The sequence below is a fragment of the Ruegeria sp. AB6 genome (assembly GCF_056542685.1).
Window position 1 is genome coordinate 19,162 of record NZ_JBQGAD010000007.1, and the last position, 22,264, is coordinate 41,425.

Below are 22,264 nucleotides of genomic sequence, written 5' to 3' on the forward strand. Positions count from 1 at the left end.
CTGGGCCCGCTGGCGACACTGCCAAGGTCAAGCGTTGTGAAAAAAGGTTCTGGAGTTACGGAACCGCAACGAAAAGGAAAGTGACACGTGGCACGTATTGCCGGCGTAAACATCCCGACTGCAAAGCGGGTACCTATCGCCCTCACATATATCACCGGTATCGGCAACACCTCGGCAAAAGCGATCTGCGAAGCCGTGGGCATTGAAGCGACCCGTCGCGTCAACGAACTGTCTGACGCCGAAGTTCTGAAAATCCGCGAGTACATCGACGAAAACTACACTGTCGAAGGTGACCTGCGTCGTGAAGTTCAGATGAACGTCAAACGCCTGATGGACCTGGGCTGCTACCGCGGTCTGCGTCACCGCCGCAACCTGCCGGTTCGCGGTCAGCGTACCCACACCAATGCTCGTACCCGCAAAGGCCCCGCGAAGGCCATTGCTGGTAAGAAGAAATAAGGGAGGGTCTGACCGATGGCACGCGATAAGACTCGCATCAAGCGCAAAGAGCGTAAGAACATCGCATCGGGCGTTGCCCATGTGAACTCGACCTTCAACAACACCAAGATCCTGATCTCGGACGTACAGGGCAACGCCATTTCGTGGTCGTCTGCCGGTACCATGGGCTTCAAAGGCTCGCGGAAATCGACACCTTACGCTGCTCAGATGGCTGCAGAAGATGCGGGCAAGAAGGCGCAGGAACATGGCGTCAAGACGCTGGAAGTCGAAGTTCAAGGCCCTGGTTCGGGTCGTGAATCGGCTCTGCGCGCTCTGGCTGCTGTGGGCTTCAACATCACGTCGATCCGCGACGTGACGCCGATTGCGCACAATGGTTGCCGCCCGCCGAAGCGTCGCCGCGTCTAAGCGATTTTGAATTGAGCTGGGGCTGTGTTTTTGCACGGCCCCAGCACGTCATTTTGAACCTCGGGCGTCTGCACCTTGTTGGTCATGGGGCGCGGACAGGAATGGAGGGATTACATGATCCATAAGAATTGGGCAGAATTGATCAAGCCGACTCAGCTGGACGGCAAGCCGGGCAACGACCCTGCGCGTCAGGCAACGCTGGTTGCTGAACCGCTGGAGCGTGGCTTTGGTCTGACTTTGGGTAACGCGCTGCGCCGCGTTCTAATGAGCTCGCTGCAAGGCGCGGCCATTACCAGCGTTCAGATCGACAACGTATTGCACGAGTTCTCGTCGGTTGCTGGTGTCCGTGAAGACGTCACCGACATCATCCTGAACCTCAAAGGCGTGTCGCTGCGTATGGAAGTCGAAGGTCCCAAGCGCCTGTCGATCAATGCCAAAGGCCCCGCCGTTGTCACCGCAGGCGACATCAGCGAAAGCGCCGGTATCGAGGTTCTGAACCGCGATCACGTCATCTGTCACCTGGATGATGGCGCCGACCTGTTCATGGAACTGACCGTCAACACCGGCAAGGGTTACGTCTCGGCTGAGAAGAACAAGCCCGAAGATGCACCCATCGGCCTGATCCCGATCGACGCGATCTATTCGCCGGTCAAGAAGGTTGCCTATGACGTTCAGCCGACCCGCGAAGGTCAGGTTCTGGACTATGACAAACTGACCCTGAAGATCGAAACCGATGGTTCGATCACTCCCGAAGACGCGTTGGCATTTGCCGCACGTATCCTTCAGGATCAGCTGTCGATCTTTGTCAACTTCGACGAGCCGGAATCGGCCAGCCGCCAAGACGAAGACGATGGTCTGGAGTTTAACCCGCTGCTGCTGAAGAAAGTGGACGAACTGGAACTGTCGGTCCGTTCGGCAAACTGCCTGAAGAACGACAACATCGTCTATATCGGCGACCTGATCCAGAAGACCGAAGCCGAGATGCTGCGCACCCCGAACTTCGGCCGCAAGTCGCTGAACGAGATCAAAGAAGTGCTGTCCGGCATGGGTCTGCACCTCGGCATGGATGTCGAGGATTGGCCGCCCGACAATATCGAAGATCTGGCGAAGAAATTCGAAGACGCGTTCTAAGCGCGTCTTCACAAATGCCCGGAATTCCGGGGACCATATGGGCACTTCCGCCTCAAGGAGAGCCGGTGACACGCATCGCCGGCCAGACAAAGCAAAACGCGAAAGAAGGAACTAGAAAATGCGTCACGCACGTGGTTACCGCCGCCTGAACCGTACTCATGAGCACCGTAAGGCTCTGTTTGCAAACATGGCTGGCTCGCTCATCGAACATGAGCAAATCAAGACAACACTGCCCAAGGCAAAAGAACTGCGCCCGATCATCGAAAAGCTGGTCACTCTGGGCAAGCGCGGCGACCTGCACGCCCGCCGTCAGGCCGCAGCACAGCTGAAAGAAGACAAAGACGTCGCCAAGCTGTTCGAAGTTCTGGGCCCCCGCTACGCCGAGCGTCAGGGCGGTTACGTCCGCATCCTGAAAGCAGGCTTCCGCTATGGCGACATGGCGCCGATGGCGATCATCGAATTCGTTGATCGTGACGTCGACGCCAAAGGCGCAGCCGACAAGGCCCGCGTTGCCGCCGAAGAAGCCGCTGACGAAGAATAAGATCGCGCCGTCTGGCTGATTAGAAACCTCCGCCCCACGTCGGGCGGAGGTTTTTCTTTTGCGGCATCGCTGACTTGCATTCGGCTGCGCAGGTCCGCATATCTGGGGCGATCCAAATCCCGGAGGTCTCATGATCCGCGTCTTTCTGACCCTGATGCTTTTGAGTCTTGCATCCCATAGCCACGCTGAAACCAAAGTGCCGACCTCTCAGGCCGAAATCAGTCTCGGCTTTGCGCCGGTGGTGAAGCAAGCGGCACCGGCGGTAGTGAATATCTATGCCAAGATCGTGCGGGAAGGGCGGGGGAACACTCTGTTTTCGGACCCGTTCTTTCAGGACTTTTTCGGCCGCGGTTTTGCCGAGCCGCGCCCAAGGGTTCAGAACTCGCTGGGGTCGGGGGTGATCCTGACTGCAGACGGGTATGTGGTGTCGAACTTCCACGTTGTCGGCAAGGCAACTGAGATCCGGGTGGTCACGACCGATCGTCGCGAGTATTCCGCGCAGGTGGTGCTGGGCGACAAGGAAAGCGATATCGCCATTCTGCGTTTGGATGAGGCCGAGGCGTTGCCTTATCTGCCTCTGCGCGATTCCGATCAGGTTGAGGTTGGTGAACTGGCGCTGGCAATTGGCAACCCGTTTGGCGTCGGACAAACGGTGTCGTCTGGGATTATCTCGGGGTTGGCGCGTACGGGCACGGCAACCGGTAATGCGCGGGGCTATTTCATCCAGACCGATGCAGCGATCAATCCGGGCAATTCCGGCGGGGCATTGATTGACGTGAACGGTGATCTGATCGGCATCAACACCGCGATCCTGACGCGTTCGGGCGGGTCGAACGGAATCGGCTTTGCGATACCGGCCAATTTGGTTGCGGAATTCCTGCGTCAGGCTCAGGCTGGAAATAACAGTTTCATAAGCCCATGGGCCGGGATGGCGGGCCAGCACATGAGTGCGGACATCGCCGAGTCTCTGGGTCTTGTAATTCCGCAGGGCGTCGTGGTGTCCGATCTGCATCCGCTCAGTCCTTTGGGCGAAGCCGGGTTGCGGGTTGGCGACGTGGTGACGCATGTGGATGGGGACGAGGTGAACTCACCCGCTGAAATGAAGTTTCGCATGTCTGTCGCGGGTGTGGGCGGCAGCTCGGTCCTGACGCTGTTGCGGGGCGAGGTTCGGGAAGAGGTCGAGATCGCCCTGATCAAAGCGCCCGAGGTTCCGCCCTCGGACGATGCAATACTGGACAACCAGACGGTTATGCCAGGGTTGAAAGTAGCGCGGATCAACCCGGCTGTCATTGCACGGATGGGGTTGATCTTGTCGCAGACCGGCGTGGTCGTCACCGATCCGGGGCGCTATGGCGGGCGCTCGGGTCTGCGTGTTGGTGACGTAGTCAACAGCATCAATGGGGTCTCAATTGACCACCCTGATGATGTGGTTCAGGCGCTGACCGATCCGGGGCGCAGATTGCAGCTGGATGTGTCGCGCGGGGGGCGTTCGGTTTCGGTAAGGTTCCGCTTGTGAGTGATCTGTTCGATACCGGCGCGGCGCAACCAGCCCCGTCAGCGCATCGTCCGTTGGCCGACCGTTTGCGCCCCCAAAGCTTGGCGGATGTGATCGGGCAGGAGCAGGTCCTGGGACCGGATGCTCCGTTGGGTGTCATGCTGGCCTCGGGCAGCCTGTCCAGCCTGATCTTTTGGGGGCCGCCGGGCGTGGGCAAAACGACCATTGCACGCCTCTTGGCGCAGGAAACCGACCTTCATTTCGTGCAGATCAGCGCGATTTTCTCTGGTGTTCCCGATTTGCGTAAGGTCTTCGAGGCCGCGAAAATCCGCCACCAGAACGGGCAGGGTACGCTGCTGTTCGTGGATGAGATCCATCGGTTCAACAAGGCCCAGCAGGACGGGTTTTTGCCGTATATGGAAGACGGCACGATCCTGCTGGTGGGGGCGACGACCGAGAACCCCTCGTTCGAGTTGAACGCCGCTGTGCTGAGCCGCGCGCAGGTGTTAGTGCTGGAACGCCTTGATCTGGCCGATCTGGAACGTCTGACCCAGCGTGCCGAAAAGGAACTGGGCACGGCGCTGCCCCTGACCGGCCCCGCACGCGAGGCACTACAGGAAATGGCCGATGGCGACGGGCGGGCGTTGTTGAATCTGATCGAACAAATCGCAGCGTGGAAAGTAGACGCGCCGCTGGACCCGGATGCGCTATCGACCCGTCTGATGCGGCGGGCGGCGAAATACGACAAGTCGGGGGATGAACACTACAACCTAATCTCGGCCCTGCATAAATCGGTGCGCGGGTCGGACCCAGATGCGGCGCTGTACTGGTTCGCGCGGATGCTGAACGGGGGTGAAGACCCGCGCTATTTGGCGCGACGCATCACGCGCATGGCGGTCGAGGATATCGGGCTGGCCGATCCGCAGGCACAGGCGATCTGTCTGCAATCGTGGCAGACCTATGAACGCCTTGGTAGTCCCGAGGGGGAATTGGCGCTGGCGCAGGCGCTGGTCTATCTGGCGCTCGCCCCCAAATCAAACGGGGCCTATGTGGGGTATAAGGCGGCGATGCGGCTGGCCAAGCAGTCGGGCAGTGAACCGCCGCCCAAGCATATCCTGAACGCGCCGACCTCGCTCATGAAGGATCAGGGCTATGGCGCGGGCTATGCCTATGACCATGATACCGAGGATGGGTTTTCCGGCCAGAACTATTTTCCCGACGGGATGGACAGGCCTGAGCTGTATCAACCGGTCGAACGCGGGTTCGAGCGCGAGTTGAAAAAACGGTTGGACTATTTCGCCAAGCTGCGGGCGCAACGCAACGGTTGACTCTGCCGGTAAGGCACGCCACAGACGCGCATGTTTTCAATGGCACTGAATGGCATGCAATCCGCGCGGACCCGCCGCGTGAAGGGGATATCGGTATGAGTGGCGTACAAATGATCACCGTGGCAGAAGGCGATGGCGACCAGCGGATTGACCGTTGGCTGCGCCGTCTATTTCCGCATGTCAGCCAGGGCCGCATCGAAAAGATGTGCCGTAAGGGTGAATTGCGCGTGGATGGCGGACGGGTGAAAGCCGCGACCCGGCTTGAGGCCGGGCAGGTCGTGCGCGTGCCACCTCTGCCCGACGCAGATCACAAACCGGCCGAGGTTAAGCGGCGGATTTCGGATGCCGATGCCAAGATGATCCAGTCCTGCGTGATTTACCGTGATGACCACGTGCTGGCGCTGAACAAACCGCATGGCCTGCCCGTGCAGGGCGGCAGTGGTCAGACGCGGCATGTGGACAGCCTGTCCGAGGCGCTACGCTTTGGCTATGACGAGAACCCGCGCCTTGTGCATCGGTTGGACAAGGACACATCCGGCGTTCTGCTGCTGGCTCGCACGCGCGAGGCCGCCAAGGGCCTGACCGCAGCCTTTCGCCACCGCGATACGCGCAAGATCTATTGGGCCCTGGTCGCCGGTGTGCCGACCCCCTATCTGGGCGAGATCAAGACCGGCCTGGTCAAGGCCGCCGGTCATGGCAAGCACGGCGAGGGCGAGAAAATGATCCCCGTCCATCTGAACGAGGTCAACGACACCCCCGGCGCGAAGCGGGCGCATACGCATTATGCCACGCTCTACCGTGTGGCCGGGCGCGCAGCTTGGGTCGCGATGGAGCCGATCACCGGCCGCACGCATCAGCTGAGGGCGCATATGGCGGCGATTGGTCATCCGATCATCGGTGACGGCAAATATGGCGGCTCGGGTCAGGAAAACCTTGGCGATGGCTGGGGTGCGCAGTTGGGCGGGATCATCAGCAAAAAGCTGCACCTGCATGCGCGGCAGGCCTCGTTCGAACACCCGGTGACGCGCAAGACGATCACCGTGAAGGCCCCCTTGCCGGATCACATGAAACACAGCTGGGACACCTTCGGCTGGACCGAGGATCTGGCCGCCGACGACCCGTTCAAGGAACTGCAATGAGCGCACCCCTGCGTTTGGTGCTGTTCGACGTGGACGGCACTCTGGTCGACAGTCAGGGCAGTATCGTTGCTGCTATGACCGCCAGTTTCAACGCGCTGTCCCTGCCGGTGCCGGAGCGCACGGCGATCCTGTCCATTGTTGGCCTGTCGCTGCCCAAGGCGCTGGCGCAGCTTGCGCCGCAGCATTCGGATGCGGATCAGGCGCGGCTGGTCGAGGAGTATAAACAGGCCTATCACGCGCATCGGCTGGAACAGGGCATGGCGGGATCGCCGCTCTATCCCGGTGCCCGCGAGGTGATTGAAGCGTTGCACGCCATCCCCGAGGTGCTGCTGGGTGTGGCGACCGGCAAATCTCAACGCGGATTGGATGCGCTGATCGAAGGACACGGGTTGCAAGGCTATTTCGTCACGCGGCAGGTGGCAGATCATCACCCTTCAAAACCGCACCCGTCGATGATTGACACCGCGCGAGCCGAGACAGGGGTTGAGGCAATCGATACCGTGATGATCGGCGACACCCGGTTTGACATGGATATGGCCGCTGCTGCCGGTGTGCGCAGCGTCGGCGTCACATGGGGTTACCACGCGCGTCCCGCGCTAGAGGCTGCGACCACCATCATTGAAACATTCGACCAGTTGCCTGGCGCACTGGAGCAAATCTGGACCTGACACGATGAGCGACTGGAAACCGAAACGATTCTGGACCCAAAGCGCAGTGGTTGAGACCGAAGGCGGCTTCACCGTCGAGCTGGATGGCCGCCGGGTCAAAACACCTGCCAAGGCGGGGCTGGTTGTGCCGACACAGGCCATGGCGCAGGAGATTGCCACCGAGTGGGACGCGCAGGAAAAAGAGGTCGACCCGACCACGATGCCCTTCACGCGCTCGGCCAATGCCGCAATCGACAAGGTCCGGCATCAGCACGCCGAGGTTGCAGACATGCTGGCCGACTACGGCGATTCGGACCTTCTGTGCTACCGCGCCACGCACCCGCAAGAGTTGCAGCAACGACAGGCGGATCAGTGGGACCCCGCCCTTGATTGGGCGGCCGAGACGCTCGCCGCGCGCCTGCTGCCGGTCGCCGGGGTTTTGCATCATCCCCAGGACCCGCAAGCCCTGCTGGGCCTGCGCCAACGTGTCCATGATTTCACGGACTTCCAATTGGCCGCCTTCCACGATCTGGTCAGCCTGTCTGGTTCACTGGTGCTTGGATTCGCTGCTACCGCAGATTGGCGCCCTGCCGAGGAGATCTGGCAAGCCTCTCGATTGGACGAGTTGTGGCAAATCGAACAATGGGGTCACGACGACGAGGCCCACGCCGCGTCCGAGGTCAAAAGGGCCGCTTTCCTACACGCCAAGCGGTTCTTTGACCTCTCGGTTTGAGCCCTTATGCCGGAATTTTTGCCGTTACTGCGGACATCTGGAAGATGATCCATCGTTTTCACTGATCCGACCCTTGACGTTTGTTTATGAATGCGACCAAACTCGGGCGCACTAAAGGGGAGACACCTTTGGGGAAACCTTTCTGGTGCCAAAGGTGCCGGACAGAGCCGTCTCTGGAAAGAGGCGGAAAATCAGGAAGAGGTAAAAATGAAAAAATCCGTAATCTTGGGCGTGGCAACCGTTGCCGGCCTGGCTGCAGGCGCAGCGGCAGCGGGGACTGTCGATGATGTCAAAGCGCGCGGTAAGCTGAACTGCGGTGTGACCACCGGTCTGGTTGGCTTTGCCGCACCCGACGCGAATGGCGAATGGCAAGGCTTTGACGTCTCGCTGTGCCGCGCGGTCGCTGCTGCTGTTCTGGGCGATGCGAGCGCCGTAGAATTCGTTCCGACCACTGGCAAGACCCGTTTCACCGCGCTGGCCTCGGGCGAGATCGACATGCTGGCCCGTAACACCACCTGGACCTTTAGCCGCGACGTCGACCTGAAGTTCGAATTCGTGGGCGTGAACTACTATGACGGTCAGGGCTTTATGGTTCCCAAGGCGCTGGGTGTTAGCTCGGCCAAAGAACTGGACGGCGCAACCGTCTGCATCCAGACCGGCACCACGACAGAGCTGAACCTGGCGGACTTCTTCCGCTCGAACAACATCAGCTACGAGCCGGTTCCGATCGAAACCAACGCCGAAGCGCAGCAGCAGTACCTGGCTGGCGCATGTGACGTCTACACCACCGACGCATCGGGCCTGGCCGCAACCCGCGCCACGTTCGAAGATCCGGCGGCGCATGTCCTTCTGCCCGAAATCATCTCGAAAGAGCCTCTGGGCCCGCTGGTCCGTCACGGCGATCACGAGTGGGGCGACGTTGTCCGCTGGACTCTGAACGCGCTGGTCTCGGCTGAAGAGCTGGGCGTGACCTCGGCAAACATCGACGAGATGGCCGCTGGCACCAACAACCCCGAAGTGAACCGTCTGCTCGGCAGCGAAGGCACTCTGGGTGAGATGCTGGGCCTCGACGCTCAGTGGGCGATGCGCGCGATCAAATCGGGCGGCAACTATGGTGAAGTCTTTGCCAAGAACATCGGCGAAGAAACTCCGATCGGTCTGGCACGCGGCCTGAACGCGCAGTGGACCGATGGCGGCCTGCTGTACTCGCCGCCGTTCCGCTAAATCCTAAGGAAAAGGGCGCGGGGGAACCTGCGCCCTTTTCTCATCAAATTGCTGCGGACAGCTCATGAGCGGGGAGAACCCTGCCGGAAAAGAAGAATCCGCAGACTACGGGGATCCAAAATATGTCGACTATGACCGACCCGCCGAAAGCTGACTTTCGGTTGTCTATGCTCATAAACGATACCCGCTATCGCTCGCTGACATTTCAAGTGATCGCGGCCATCGCTATTGCGCTTTCCATTTGGTATCTGGGCAATAACCTGATCCAGAACCTGCGGGCCGCAGGCCTGAACATTTCCTATACTTTTCTGGGCGATCCGTCCGGATACGACATCAACCAGCGTTTGATCGAATATGACAGCCAGTCCTCGCATGGACGTGCGGCTGTTGTGGGCATTCTGAACACTCTGCTGGTGGCGTTTCTTGCGTGTATCACCGCCACTGTCTTTGGAGTGATCGCTGGGGTCTTGCGTCTGTCGAATAACTGGCTCGTCTCAAAGCTAATGGCGGTCTACGTCGAGATCTTCCGGAATATTCCTGTGCTGATCTGGATCATCATCATCTTTACGATCATGACGGCTGTGCTGCCGGGTCCGCGCGCCTTCCGAGGTGACAACCCGACTTCAAGTATGCTGTTTGACTTGTTCGCCTTTACCAACCGCGGCGTTTATATCCCCGGGCCTCATTTCTCTAGCGGTTTTTTCAGTGCAGCTTTTCTGAATTGGTTGCTGGTGATTGCTGTATTGATTGGTTCGTGGTTCGCCTCGCGCGAGGTTGAGAAGCGTGCAACCCTGCAACAGGAACAGACCGGCCAACGACCCAAAACCGGCCTTGTCAAACTGGGTGTCTGGCTAGTGCCCGTCGCGTTGCTGATGGTGCTGATGGGGCTGACTTGGGATGTGCCTGAGCTGAAGGGTTTTAACTTCTCCGGTGGCATCAAGATCGGTGGACCTCTGATCGCACTTTGGTTCGCCTTGTCGATCTATACTGGCGCCTTCATCGCGGAAAACGTGCGCGCGGGTATTCAGGCGATCAGCAAAGGCCAGACTGAGGCTGCTGCTGCGTTGGGCCTGCGCCCCGGTCGGATCATGAATCTTGTGATCCTGCCTCAGGCATTGCGTGTGATTATCCCGCCGTTGATTTCACAGTACTTGAACATCACCAAGAACTCGTCACTGGCGATTGCCGTGGGGTATGCGGATATCACCGCCACTTTGGGGGGGATCACGCTGAACCAGACTGGCCGCGCGATTGAGTGTGTTCTGCTGCTTATGCTGTTCTATCTGACGGCTTCGCTGCTGATCTCGATGGCGATGAACGTCTACAACGCATCCGTCAAGTTGAAGGAGCGCTGAGCCATGGCTGATCAAACAACAAATCCGATCGCTTTTGTGGCTGAAGGCACCATTCCTCCTTCTCCTCCACCAGCGAACCAGACGGGGATCGTCAAATGGCTGCGCGAGAACCTGTTCTCGGGCGTGACCAACACGATCCTGACGCTTTTGTCTTTGATTCTGATCTATGTTCTGCTCAAAAACACGTTGCCGTGGATTCTGAACGGGGTATGGAATGCCAATTCTCTGGCGGAATGCCGTGAAATTCTGGCTGGTAAGACTGGGGCCTGTTTCGCGGTTCTTACAGAACGCTGGCCGCAACTGATCTACGGTTTCAAATACCCTGACGAGGCCTACTGGCGCCCGAATCTGGCATTCGTATTGATGTTGGTGGCTCTGGCACCGGTCCTGTTCTTTGACCTGCCGCGCAAGCTGCTGGTGTTCACGGCGCTCTACCCCTTTATCGCTTTCTGGCTGATCTGGGGCGGCACTATTCTGGTTCCACTCGTGGCATTGGTTGGCTTTATAGCGGCAGGAGCAGTGTTTCAGAAGCTTGGCCGCAACAGCTTCGCTGCAGGGTTCTTCGGCGCGATCGTGGTGGCTCTGATTGTCTGGAATATCGGCGGGGCTCTGATCCCGGAAGATGCCAACGAAGGGGCTATGCTCACGGCAGTTCCAAGTCGTGATCTGGGCGGCTTCATGCTGAACATGATGCTGGGCCTGACCTGCGTGTCACTGTCGGTTCCGCTTGGGATTGCACTTGCACTGGGTCGTCAATCTTCCATGCCGCTGATCAAGTGGGTCTGTGTCATCTTCATCGAATTCATCCGTGGCGTGCCTCTGATCACGCTGCTGTTCGTGGCTTCGGTGATGCTGGCCTATTTCTTCCCGCCTGACAGCACGGTCGACCTGTTCCTGCGCGTTGTGATCATGATCACCATGTTCTCGGCCGCTTATATCGCCGAGGTTATCCGTGGCGGTCTGGCAGCGCTTCCACGTGGACAGTACGAGGCAGCAGATAGTCTAGGCTTGGATTACCCTCAGGCGATGCGCCTGATCATCCTGCCGCAGGCACTGAAGATCTCGATCCCTGGTATCGTGAACGTGGCCGTTGGCCTGTTCAAAGACACCACACTGGTTTCGGTCATCTCGATGTTCGATCTGGTGGGCATGATCCGGGGGCCCATCCTGGCGTCAACCGAATGGAACGGCGTCTATTGGGAGCTTCTGGGCTTTGCCGCGCTTCTGTTTTTCGTCGTCTGTTACGGCATCTCTCAATATTCCCAGTGGCTCGAGCGTCGCCTTGCCACGGACCATCGTTAAGGAGTTCAACACATGTCTGAACTTGCAATTGAACGCGAAATCGACCGCTCGAAAATGCAGGTGAGCGACGAAGTCGCCATCGAAATCAACGGCATGAACAAGTGGTACGGGTCTTTCCACGTGCTGCGCGACATCAATCTGACCGTCAATCAGGGCGAGCGGATCGTGATCGCGGGGCCTTCTGGTTCCGGAAAATCCACCCTGATCCGCTGCCTGAACGCGCTGGAGGAACACCAGCAGGGCACGATCATCGTGGACGGGACCGAGCTGTCGAATGACCTGAAAAACATCGACAAGATCCGGTCCGAGGTTGGTATGGTGTTCCAGCACTTCAACCTGTTCCCGCACCTGACCATTCTGGAAAACTGCACGCTGGCCCCGATCTGGGTGCGCAAGACGCCCAAGAAAGAAGCCGAAGAGCGGGCAATGCATTTCCTGGAAAAGGTGAAAATTCCCGATCAGGCGCTGAAGTATCCCGGCCAATTGTCCGGTGGTCAGCAGCAGCGTGTGGCGATTGCGCGGTCCTTGTGCATGATGCCGCGGATTATGTTGTTCGATGAACCCACTTCGGCGCTGGACCCCGAGATGATCAAAGAGGTGCTCGACACCATGATCGAACTAGCCGAGGAAGGTATGACCATGCTGTGCGTCACGCACGAGATGGGCTTTGCCCGTCAGGTCGCCAACCGTGTGATCTTTATGGACGCAGGCCAGATCGTGGAACAGAACGAACCCGAAGAGTTCTTCAACAACCCGCAAAGCGAACGGACAAAGCTGTTCCTCAGCCAGATTCTGGGCCACTGATCCATTCGAAATTTGGGAAAGGGCGGGGCTTTGGCCTCGCCTTTTTCTATTCCAGCAGTTCGCGCGGAATGGCGAATTCTTGAACGTCCCCGCTGTGCCAGTCTATGTCGGCCCAATCGGTGATGCCAAAGCGGATGATCATTGTGGCGCCTGTGGGATAGTCGTGAAACCGCGCATGATCCGGCGCGCTTCGTACGATACGGCTGGCAAATTCGGCAATACCGGGATTGTGGCCCAGCATCAGCACCGTGGGCTCGGTCGCCCCGGACAATTCGATCAACATCTCTTCGGGCTCCGCCAGATAGAGCGTGCGATGAAAGCAGATTTTTTCCGCTTGCAACCCCATCCGGTCCCAGGTCTCGCGCGTGCGGGCTGAGGTCGAGCTGAGAACCTCGTCCGGGACAAGGTTGTGCTGCTGCAACCATGCACCAACCGCTTGGGCGGACTTCCGGCCTCGTTTGTTCAAAGGACGGTCATGATCGTCAAGCGTTGGGTTGTCCCAACTGGATTTTGCGTGCCGGGTCAGGATCAGCGTCAGGCTCATGACGGGTGAAAGGCCCGCATATGGTGCGCGGATTGTTCCGGGTCGCGGCCTGCACCGGCGCTCAGAGGGCAGGCCAGCCGCGCCTGACAACCGCCGGTCATGCAGGTCTGGCCTTCGATGGTGGACAGGTGGTCATGGCATGCGGCCACGTTGTAGAATTCGCGGCTGTTTAGGGCCTCCACCGGACAGGAAGTCACACAAGGGGCTGGGCAGTTCGTACAGGGAGAGAGATCAGAGACCTCGGGTATGTAAAATTCCTGCTCAAAATGCAGGGCACCCCGATATGAGATCATCATGCCCACGGTATCATGTACCAGCGCGCCGACCGGACTGCTGAACGTGCGGCCCGATTTCAGTGCCCAATCGATGAACGGTGCATAGGGTGGGCCACCAAACGGGAAATGTGCGGTAGCGCCCAAATCCCGCGCCATCTGGCCAATAACACGGGTCGACCATTGGTCCACCGGGTCAGGTTCCTGCCATTCCGGTGCGGCTTTCAGAACGGGCCAGAAGGCTGAGCCTGCGCCCAGTAGAACCAAAGTGCCCCCGTCCAGTCCTTTGGCCTCGCTGATCCGGGGATGCGTTGCGCCCATCACGATCAGGCCTGCCTGATGCGCCACGCGCCCCACCCAGCCATAGCTGATCGCTGTGCGATAGGCTGAGGCTGGTGGAAGTGCGGTCATCTCTTTTTGGCTCTTTGGGTCAGTCAGGGCGGATCAATGACCCGGCGCCATGCTCGGTGAACAGCTCCAGTAGTACCGCGTTTGGCGCGCGCCCGTCCAGAATGACCACCGCCCGCACGCCGCTGTGTAGCGCGTCCAGCGCGGTTTCGGTCTTGGGGATCATGCCGCCCGCAATCGTGCCTTCCAGGGTCATTTCGCGGATCTGGCCGGCTTTCAACTCGGTAACGACCTCTCCGGCGGCATTCTTTACACCCGAGACATCAGTCAGGAGCAGCAAGCGGTCCGCCTTCAGCGCCGAGGCGATTGCACCGGCGGCGGTGTCGCCATTGACGTTGAATGTCTCACCCTCGCGCCCAGCGCCCAACGGCGCGATCACTGGAATCACGTCATGGGCAAACAGATCATGTAGGATTTTCGGGTCCATCTGCGACGGAGAACCTACGAACCCCAATGAAGGGTCTGTCTGCTCGCAGATGATCAGGTTGGCATCCTTGCCTGACAGGCCCACGGCAGTGCCGCCCTGGCCGTTGATCGCCTGCACGATGCGCTTGTTCACGAGACCGGACAAGACCATCTCGACCACTTCCACGGTCGGTTTGTCAGTGACACGCTTGCCGCCGACAAATTCGGACTGGATGTCCAACTTATCCAGCATCGCGTTGATCATCGGACCACCGCCATGGACGATCACCGGGTTCACCCCGACCTGACGCATCAGCACCACGTCGCGGGCAAAGCTTTCCATCGCTTCATCACTGCCCATGGCGTGCCCGCCCAGCTTGATGACGACAATTGCCCCGTCATAGCGTTGCAGATACGGCAAGGCGCTGTTCAAAGTGGCAGCGGTGGCGATCCAGTCCCGGTTCATATCTCGTGTCTTCATGGCTTAGGTCCCTCTGACGTTCCGTGTTAGGGCCTTTGCACGGTGCTGCCAAGAGGCTAGCTATTCCAGATGAGCGATGATCGAACGCAAGGTTGGAATCCCGTCACCCTTTTCGGACGACGTCAGTACGATCTCGGGGAAGGCGGCAGGGTGTTTCGACAGCGCTCCGCGCACTTGTTCCAGCACCTTTTCGCGGTCCTTGGCCTTGACCTTGTCGGCCTTGGTCATCACGCATTGAAAGGTCACGGCGCTGGTGTCCAGCAGCTTCATGATCTCGGCATCGACCGGTTTCACCCCGTGACGCGAGTCGATCAGCACAAAGGCGCGGCGCAGGGTCTGACGCCCGCTCAGGTACTGTTTCAGCAGGCGCTGCCATTTCTCGACCACCTTGACCGGCGCGTTGGCATAGCCATAGCCGGGCAGGTCGACCAGATACAGCTCGGGGCCTTGGGTGAAAAAGTTGATCTCTTGCGTGCGGCCCGGCGTGTTCGAGGCACGCGCCAATCCTTTGGTGCCTGTCAAAGCGTTGATCAGGCTAGATTTGCCCACGTTCGAACGACCCGCGAAACACACCTCGAGCCGGTCGGGTGCGGGCAGGCCGTCCATGGCGACCACGCCTTTGACGAACTCGGATTCGCCCGCAAACAGTTTGCGGCCACGCTCTTGCGCGAACTCATCCGGTGCTTCGGCCAGTGGAAAGGGCAGGGTGGTCATAGCAGTTGAACCTTGTCGCCCGGCTTGACCTCGCCGCCCCGGATCACTTCGGCGTAGACGCCAAAATCCTGATGATCCCATGAGTTCAGGGCTGCCAGTGTGTCGGCGTCGCGCTGCCCGGTATCCGGGTTCGCGGTTGTCGCAAGGCATCGGGTGATCCGTTCACGCACATGCAGAACGGCCCGACCGATCTGAATGTCGCGGCCAAGCCAGTCAAATTCTTCCCACAGGGGCAAGCCGTCGAACCAGATATTGCCGCGCCAGCGAATGGGGGACAGCTCCTGCCCCAGCTTTTGCTCGACCGCGCGATGTGAGGCCATGTTGCACAGGCTGATCGAGGGGAAATCGCTGTCGGTCATGCCGCGCCCGGGCACTCGGACAATCCGGGTCGAGGCCGCGCGCTCTACAGGCATCAACGGTTTGACCCAATCCAGAAAGACATCCTGCTGCGTGTCCGGCTGAAAGCGCAGCTCGGGGCGATCGGGATGGGTGAGGGTGACGATGTCACCGTCGGTCCGGGCCGAGATTGCCATCAGTGACGGTGCCTTGGCCCCGCGACTGAAATTTGGGCACGGCACCCATTCGGACCCATCGGCCTTGGACGCCTCATGCGCGACCGCCCAAACGCGATCCCCGGGCATGGTCTGCCCGGGGTTCAGAGTGACGGTCTGGACGGCCTCGCGGCCATGGCTTTTGATCGGATGCCGCCAGAGGCTGGTTACTTCACCGGTCATTTGTCATCCGCTTTTGGCGTGCGCTTGAAGCCTGATTTGATGTTGCCGAACACATCCGGTGTATAGCCCTGGCTGCGCATGATCAGGTATTGCTGCGTGAAAGTGATCGTGTTGTTTGCAATCCAGTAGACGACCAGACCGCTGGCAAACCCACCCAGCATGAACATGAAGACCCAAGGCATCCAGGCGAAGATCATCGCCTGCGTCGCGTCAGTTGGGGCCGGGTTCAGTTTCTGTTGCAGCCACATCGAGATACCCAGAAGCAATGGCAGGATGCCGATGAAGATCAGCGCCATGAAGCTTTCAGGTTGCGGCGCCGCCCAGGGCAACAAGCCAAACAGGTTCATAATCGAGGTCGGGTCCGGCGCGCTCAGGTCTTGGAAAGGGCCGAACCATGGGGCCTGACGCAGTTCGATGGTGACGAAAATCACCTTATACAGCGAGAAGAAGATCGGGATCTGCAACAGGATTGGCAAACAGCCCGCGGCGGGGTTTACCTTTTCCTTCTTGTACAGCTCCATCATGCCTTGCTGCATCTTCTGGCGGTCGTCGCCTGCGGCCTCTTTCAGGGCCTCCATCTGCGGCTGCAGCTCCTTCATCTTCGCCATCGAGACGTAGGATTTGAACGCCAGCGGGAACAAGATGGCTTTAATGATCAACGTCAGGCCGATTATCGACCAGCCCATGTTGCCAATCAGCGCATTGATGTTGTGCAGCAGCCAGAAGATCGGCTTGGTCAGGAAATAGAACCAGCCCCAGTCGATGCTGTCGATGAACTTCTGAACGCCTTCAGCCTGATATTCGCGAATGGTTTCCCATTCCTTGGCGCCCGCGAACAGACGGGTCGTAACCTCTTCAGTCGCGCCGGGGGCTACAGACAATGTCGGAAGAACGGTTTCGGTTTGGTAAATCTTGCGGCGCGCATCGTATTTGGCGGCGGCTTTGAAGGCCGATCCTTCTTCGGGGATCAGGGTGGTCATCCAGTAGTGATCGGTGAAGCCAACCCAGCCGCCTTCCTTGACCTGAAACACCTCGGCCTGCGCACGTTCATTCGGGTCGATGTCAAAGTCGCGGACATCGCCATAGTCGATCTCGTCCAGCACGCCATCGGCCATGACCATGACGCCCTCGTGCAGGATGAAGAAGTTCTTGAGACCGGGCAGATCGCCATCTTCGCCGATCCCGTGACGGGCTAGGATGCCATAGGGGGCCATGCCCACTTCGGCCTGCGTGTTGTTTTCCACCGATTGGGTAACGTCGAACATATAGTTCTCGTCCACCGAGATGGTCCGGCGGAAGGTCAGGCCGTTGCCATTATCCCATTTCAGAGTGACCGGCGTGTCGACGCCCAACGTCTCACCGCTTTCCAGCGTCCACAGCGTATTGGGCCCCGGAACATCGGTGCCTGCAACACCTGCGCCAGGCGCCCAGCCGTACAACGCATAATAGGCCGATTCCGATCCCACCGGGGACAGTAACTCCACAATCGGTGCGCCTTCTTCGATCGAGACTTTGTAGTCCTTCAGGAATAGCTCATCGATGCGGCCACCTGACAGGGATAGGCTGCCTTCCAGGCGCGGTGTGTCGATCGCAATGCGCGGAGCTTCGGCATCAGGCAGTGTTTCTTCCGCAGCGGCTGTTGCCTCGCCAGTCGTGCCTGCATCCGACGCGCTGGGCGTCTGAACCTCGGTCGCGTCGGTGGCGCTGATCTCGGCCTGATCGGGCAGCGTCGTTTGTTCCGGCGGCGGGAACAGCACGAACCAAACGAGGATCACGAGAAAGCTGAGCGCGGTTGCGAGGATGAGATTCTTGTTCTGATCGTCCATCTGGGACAGCCACCTTAAGCAGTGAAACACACCCGGTGGGTTCAACAGAGTGCAGCCCCAAAGGTCAAGCGGATTCGCCCGTCAAACCGCCGCTGAGTGCGTATTTGTGGTGCAATTTTGCGTTTATGGGCCGGCTTTGCGACCAATCTTGGGCACACCGTTCAGCTTGTTCTGATGGGCCGTGATCCAGTCGAACGTGTTTTCGAAGGGCATTGGCTTGCCAATCCCGAAGCCCTGAACATGGTTGCAGCCCAGCTGAGCCATCAGTGCGTGTTCGCCCGGCGTTTCGACCCCTTCGGCCAGAGTTTCGACGTTCAGCCGCTCGGCCATGGTCAGGATGGCGCTGACCAGCTGCTGCTGGCTGGCATCCCGATCTGCCTTGGCCACAAAAGAGCGGTCGATCTTGATCCGAGAAACATCAAAGCGCTTGATCGACGCGATTGAGGCATGTCCCGTCCCGAAATCATCCAAATCAATGCAGCACCCCAGTTTCGACAGGCTAGTCACGTTGCGGGTAATCACGTCATCGGGTCGGCGCGAGAAGACGGTTTCCAGCACTTCAACGGCCAACCGGTCGGGGGTCAGGTCGTTTTGGTCCAGCTCCCATTTCAGCCGGTCGATCAGCGCTGGGTCGCGCAGCTCATCTGAGGAGAAATTCACGCCGATCCGGGGCACAACGATCCCGGCATTGTCCCATTGACGTATGGCGGCGAAGGCGTGGTGGCGCATGGTTTGGCCAAAACGCTCCATTAGACCCGCCTGTTCGGCAAAAGGCAGAAATACATGCGGGCTCAGCACGCCTTTTTGCGGATGCTCCCAACGTGCCAGCGCTTCGAACCCGGTGACGCGGCCGGTATCCGTCGAAATCTGAGGCTGAAACCAGGGTCGAATCTCGCCACTATCCAGTGCGGCATCAAACTCGCGCCGCAGGTTGGCCCGGATGCGTGAGCGGCGCCGCGTTTCGCTGGAATAGGCGCGGATGGTCGAGGGGCCATTTCTTTGCGCCTCATCCAAAGCGGCTGAGGCAGCATCAATCCACGCCTCAAACCCATCATTCCGGATGCTGGACAACAGGCTGAACCCGATCGAGCAAGACAGGTAAATGCCGGTGCCGTTCAGCACCACGGGTTCTTCAATAGTGGCTTGAATGCGCCCCGACATTTGGATGCAAGCTTCAAGATCAAGATGCTTGGACGGGTTCAGTCCGACGACGATTTTGTCCTCATCCAATCGGGCAGCGATATCATGAGCGCGGATCACCGACAGCACTCGACTGCGGAACTGATCAACCACATGTGCCGTTGCTGCGTTGCCGTGCAGATCCTCGAATTCAGTGTACCCGTCCAATGCCACAATTAGGCAGGCCGAGTCGTCACGCGTGGTGGCGGTGGACCTGAAAAATCCCTCCATCCCTGCGGCAAAGCTGTCGAGCGGGATCAACCCGCTGGGCACGGTTTGGTCGCCGGGTGTTGTGGCCAGCGCGGAAAATGCCGCCAGTAAAAGCGGCAGGGTCAAAGCCACAGTAACCAAAGCCCGCTCTCCCCCCATCCAGAACGCGGCCAGGCTGATCGCAGGGGCAAAGGCCAGCGCGGGCGGGCCGCTGAGGGCGGTGGTCAGAACATTGAGAGCTTTTTCAACCGGGATACGTTTCCACATTGGTGTTCCGGGCCTTTCCCTTGGGCATCGCACGCTTGGGAAAACCGTAGAAAACCATTCTGAGTCAGACGTTAACGCAGACGCGGAATTTCATCCGAATTTTCGTCATTTTTGCCGGGGCGCAACGCAAGGCCTTGAAAATCGAACAATTTCGGGTCCAGCAGATGCGAAGGCCGAGCGTTGGTCAGGGCGCGGAACATCACCTGTCGGCGACCGGGGCTGTTCTTTTCCCACTGATCCAGAATCTGTTTCACTTGCTGGCGCTGTAGCCCGTCCTGACTGCCGCAGAGATCGCAGGGGATAATGGGATAGTTCATCGCGTTGGCAAATTTCTCGCAATCGGCCTCGGCCACATGGGCCAGCGGGCGGTAGACGAACAAGTCGCCCTCTTCATTCACCAGTTTCGGCGGCATCGTGGCCAGACGCCCACCGTGGAAGAGGTTCATGAAAAATGTCTCGAGGATATCGTCGCGGTGATGTCCCAGCACCACGGCCGAGCATCCCTCTTCCCGTGCGATGCGGTACAAGTTGCCCCGGCGCAAGCGCGAGCACAGCGCGCAATAAGTCCGACCTTGCGGAACCTTGTCCATCACGACGGAATAGGTGTCTTGATATTCGATCCGGTGAGGTACGCCCATGCGGTTCAGAAACTCGGGCAGAACGGTGGCCGGAAAGCCGGGTTGACCCTGATCCAGATTGCAGGCCAGCAGATCGACGGGCAGCAAGCCGCGCCATTTCAGCTCATAAAGCACTGCCAGCAGGGTATAGCTGTCCTTGCCGCCTGACAGGCAGACCAACCAGCGTGGAGGCTTGCCATCTTTGTCATGGGTCGACGGGTCCACCATCCCGTATTGCTCGATGGCTTCGCGGGATTGGCGCACGATGCGCTTGCGCAGCTTCTTGAACTCGGTGGTCGAGGGCGCGCCGGCAAAGAGCGGGTGGATATCGTCAGCTTCGTCAAACATGCGCAGCCCCTACAATAGTTGGCGCAACCGGGCAAGGGTGACGCTTAGCCCAGCCGTGCGAGCAAGGCATCTGTGTCTAGCCCCCGGACCGATCCGGGCACCCGACCGCTGTCGCCGGTCAAGCGCGTCGCGATGAACCCATCGGCCACGGCAGGCGGGGCGTGGCGCAACAGCAGTGAGGCCGTCAGCAGCAGAGCGGTGCGTTCCGCAAACCAGCGGGCCTCAGCCTCGGGAGGGAGGTCAGGCCAGCGTCCGATATGATCCCGCAGGGCCGCATCATATCCTCGATCCACGCCTTTTGCGGCGTCTACTTCGGCGCGCAGCACTTCGGCGGCCAAAGGTTCACGCGCCAATGTCCGCAGAATATCAAGGCAGATCACATTGCCGGACCCTTCCCAGATGCCATTCAGGGGTGCTTCGCGGTAGAGCAGGGGCAGGGGCGTATCCTCGACGTACCCCATGCCGCCCAGTATCTCCATCGCTTCGACCACGACCACGGGGCAGCGTTTGTTGTTGAGGAACTTGGCCAGCGCCACGCCGATGCGGGCAAAGGCGCGGTCTTCCGGGGTTTGCCCGTCAAAGGCTTGGGCCACGCGCATCCCAAGGGTCACTGCGCCCTGCCAATCCAGCGCTAGATCGGCCAGCACCACGCGCATCAGGGGTTGGTCGATCAGGCGGCGTTGAAAGGCGCTTCGGTGGCTCACCCAATGATGCGCCTCGGACAGGGCCGCGCGCATCAACCCGGCAGGGGCCATCGCGGTGTCCAGCCGCGTGTGATGCACCATCTCAAGGATCGTGCGAATGCCCGCGCCCTCGTCCCCTAACTGATAGGCCAGAGCGTCGTGATACTCGATCTCGGCCGAGGCGTTGGCGCGGTTGCCCAACTTGTCTTTGAGGCGCATGAGGTGGATGGCGTTGCGTTCGCCCTCTAGCCAGCGTGGCACAAGGAAACAGGTCAGCCCGCCGGGGGCCTGCGCAAGGGTCAGGAAACCGTCAGACATCGGGGCCGAGCAGAACCATTTATGCCCGCGCAACCGCCAATGATCGCCGTCCCGCGTGGCGGTGGTGGTATTGGCGCGGATATCCGATCCACCTTGTTTTTCAGTCATCGCCATACCCAACGTGGCGCTGTGTTTCTGCGCTATGGGCCGGATTGTAGGATCGTAAGTATGCGCGGTCAGTTTCGGCACCCAGAGCTTGGCGATACTGGCGTCGGTGTTCAATGCAGGTACCGCAGCATAGGTCATCGTCAGGGGGCAGCAATGACTGGGCTCGACCTGACTGGCCATATATACCATAGCGGCATGGGTCGTGTGGCCGCCGGGTTCGTCATTCCACGGTAGTGCGGCGTATCCGGCGCTTTGGCTTAGTTGCATCAACTGGTGATAGGCGAGGTGAAAGCGAACCTCGTCCAGCCGTCGCCCACCGCTATCGAACAGGCGCAGGTGCGGCGGGTGCGCATTGGCCGCGCGCGCCGCCTCGTGGATCTCGGGCATTCCCAAAGTTTTGCCATATCGGGCAAGCGGCTCGGAACACCCTTTGGCACGGGTCACACACTCTTGCAGCACAGGGTCCGCAGCCCATAGGTTGATTGGATCGCGATCGGTTGGTTGGTTGGTCACTTCATGGGTTGGCAGGGTATCGCGGGCGGGTGTGGTCATGGGCTGAGTGTTCCGCCCGCAACCCGTCTGGTCAAGCC

The 22,264-nt window shown here is 59.6% G+C and carries 22 protein-coding genes; 13 read left to right on the top strand and 9 right to left on the bottom strand.

Annotated features, from left to right (window positions below; translation table 11 throughout):
• Positions 1-87 precede the first annotated feature (87 nt).
• From rpsM to ACR0DB_RS14810, 13 genes are all read left to right on the top strand, one after another.
• The gene (gene rpsM / locus ACR0DB_RS14750; RefSeq protein WP_170456119.1) at positions 88-456 is read left to right on the top strand and encodes a 30S ribosomal protein S13; all 369 of its coding nucleotides are present in this window, start codon (positions 88-90) and stop codon (positions 454-456) included.
• A 15-nt stretch (positions 457-471) separates the two neighbouring features.
• Positions 472-861, top strand: coding sequence for a 30S ribosomal protein S11 (gene rpsK, locus ACR0DB_RS14755; RefSeq protein ID WP_170462414.1), 390 nt, complete (start codon positions 472-474; stop codon positions 859-861).
• 114 nt (positions 862-975) lie between these two features.
• Positions 976-1,992 (top strand): DNA-directed RNA polymerase subunit alpha, encoded by a 1,017-nt coding sequence (locus ACR0DB_RS14760; protein WP_170773634.1) that lies wholly within the window; start codon positions 976-978, stop codon positions 1,990-1,992.
• Positions 1,993-2,110: 118 nt separating this feature from the next.
• Complete coding sequence (gene rplQ, locus ACR0DB_RS14765; protein ID WP_039538314.1) at positions 2,111-2,533, top strand: 50S ribosomal protein L17; 423 nt, start codon at positions 2,111-2,113, stop codon at positions 2,531-2,533.
• 130 nt (positions 2,534-2,663) lie between these two features.
• Positions 2,664-4,049 carry a trypsin-like peptidase domain-containing protein gene (locus ACR0DB_RS14770; RefSeq protein WP_480551859.1) on the top strand — a complete coding sequence of 462 codons (1,386 nt, stop codon included), beginning with the start codon at positions 2,664-2,666 and terminating at the stop codon, positions 4,047-4,049.
• On the top strand, positions 4,046-5,356 hold the full coding sequence (locus ACR0DB_RS14775) for a replication-associated recombination protein A (protein WP_480551861.1): 1,311 nt from the start codon (positions 4,046-4,048) through the stop codon (positions 5,354-5,356). The genes ACR0DB_RS14770 and ACR0DB_RS14775 overlap by 4 nt, the downstream gene beginning before the upstream one ends.
• A gap of 95 nt (positions 5,357-5,451) precedes the next feature.
• Complete coding sequence (locus ACR0DB_RS14780; protein WP_480551863.1) at positions 5,452-6,495, top strand: RluA family pseudouridine synthase; 1,044 nt, start codon at positions 5,452-5,454, stop codon at positions 6,493-6,495.
• Entirely contained in the window at positions 6,492-7,163 is a 672-nt protein-coding gene (locus tag ACR0DB_RS14785; protein WP_170773642.1) for an HAD-IA family hydrolase, read from the top strand. The genes ACR0DB_RS14780 and ACR0DB_RS14785 overlap by 4 nt, the downstream gene beginning before the upstream one ends.
• 4 nt (positions 7,164-7,167) lie before the next feature.
• Positions 7,168-7,875 (top strand): ATP12 family chaperone protein, encoded by a 708-nt coding sequence (locus ACR0DB_RS14790; protein WP_480551865.1) that lies wholly within the window; start codon positions 7,168-7,170, stop codon positions 7,873-7,875.
• Positions 7,876-8,082: 207 nt separating this feature from the next.
• Complete coding sequence (locus ACR0DB_RS14795) at positions 8,083-9,099, top strand: amino acid ABC transporter substrate-binding protein (protein ID WP_170773646.1); 1,017 nt, start codon at positions 8,083-8,085, stop codon at positions 9,097-9,099.
• Positions 9,100-9,221: 122 nt separating this feature from the next.
• Positions 9,222-10,454 (top strand): amino acid ABC transporter permease, encoded by a 1,233-nt coding sequence (locus ACR0DB_RS14800; protein WP_170773647.1) that lies wholly within the window; start codon positions 9,222-9,224, stop codon positions 10,452-10,454.
• 3 nt (positions 10,455-10,457) lie between these two features.
• Positions 10,458-11,756 carry an amino acid ABC transporter permease gene (locus tag ACR0DB_RS14805; protein WP_170790532.1) on the top strand — a complete coding sequence of 433 codons (1,299 nt, stop codon included), beginning with the start codon at positions 10,458-10,460 and terminating at the stop codon, positions 11,754-11,756.
• Positions 11,757-11,768: 12 nt separating this feature from the next.
• Complete coding sequence (locus tag ACR0DB_RS14810; protein WP_353394379.1) at positions 11,769-12,560, top strand: amino acid ABC transporter ATP-binding protein; 792 nt, start codon at positions 11,769-11,771, stop codon at positions 12,558-12,560.
• Positions 12,561-12,606: 46 nt separating this feature from the next.
• On the opposite strand, the gene ACR0DB_RS14815 is transcribed toward ACR0DB_RS14810, so the two are convergent.
• The 9 genes from ACR0DB_RS14815 to ACR0DB_RS14855 all read right to left on the bottom strand — a co-directional run bounded on the left by ACR0DB_RS14815 (position 12,607) and on the right by ACR0DB_RS14855 (position 22,226).
• On the bottom strand, positions 12,607-13,104 hold the full coding sequence (locus ACR0DB_RS14815; RefSeq protein WP_480551867.1) for a SixA phosphatase family protein: 498 nt from the start codon (positions 13,102-13,104) through the stop codon (positions 12,607-12,609).
• Positions 13,101-13,787, bottom strand: a complete 687-nt coding sequence (locus tag ACR0DB_RS14820; RefSeq protein ID WP_480551869.1) for a ferredoxin — start codon at positions 13,785-13,787, stop codon at positions 13,101-13,103. Before ACR0DB_RS14820 ends, ACR0DB_RS14815 begins: the two co-directional genes overlap by 4 nt.
• 19 nt (positions 13,788-13,806) lie before the next feature.
• A complete protein-coding gene (argB, locus tag ACR0DB_RS14825; protein ID WP_170787571.1) occupies positions 13,807-14,670 on the bottom strand; it encodes an acetylglutamate kinase in 864 nt (287 codons plus the stop codon).
• A 60-nt stretch (positions 14,671-14,730) separates the two neighbouring features.
• Positions 14,731-15,384 carry a ribosome biogenesis GTP-binding protein YihA/YsxC gene (yihA, locus tag ACR0DB_RS14830; protein WP_480551871.1) on the bottom strand — a complete coding sequence of 218 codons (654 nt, stop codon included), beginning with the start codon at positions 15,382-15,384 and terminating at the stop codon, positions 14,731-14,733.
• Positions 15,381-16,118 (bottom strand): MOSC domain-containing protein, encoded by a 738-nt coding sequence (locus tag ACR0DB_RS14835; protein ID WP_480551873.1) that lies wholly within the window; start codon positions 16,116-16,118, stop codon positions 15,381-15,383. Before ACR0DB_RS14835 ends, yihA begins: the two co-directional genes overlap by 4 nt.
• Positions 16,115-17,944 carry a membrane protein insertase YidC gene (yidC, locus tag ACR0DB_RS14840; RefSeq protein ID WP_170773655.1) on the bottom strand — a complete coding sequence of 610 codons (1,830 nt, stop codon included), beginning with the start codon at positions 17,942-17,944 and terminating at the stop codon, positions 16,115-16,117. Before yidC ends, ACR0DB_RS14835 begins: the two co-directional genes overlap by 4 nt.
• 123 nt (positions 17,945-18,067) lie before the next feature.
• Positions 18,068-19,600: a putative bifunctional diguanylate cyclase/phosphodiesterase gene (locus tag ACR0DB_RS14845; RefSeq protein ID WP_480551875.1), complete on the bottom strand. Its 1,533-nt coding sequence runs from the start codon at positions 19,598-19,600 to the stop codon at positions 18,068-18,070.
• 71 nt (positions 19,601-19,671) lie between these two features.
• Entirely contained in the window at positions 19,672-20,565 is an 894-nt protein-coding gene (ttcA, locus tag ACR0DB_RS14850; RefSeq protein WP_480551877.1) for a tRNA 2-thiocytidine(32) synthetase TtcA, read from the bottom strand.
• A gap of 44 nt (positions 20,566-20,609) precedes the next feature.
• Complete coding sequence (locus tag ACR0DB_RS14855) at positions 20,610-22,226, bottom strand: acyl-CoA dehydrogenase family protein (RefSeq protein ID WP_480551879.1); 1,617 nt, start codon at positions 22,224-22,226, stop codon at positions 20,610-20,612.
• Positions 22,227-22,264 lie beyond the last annotated feature (38 nt).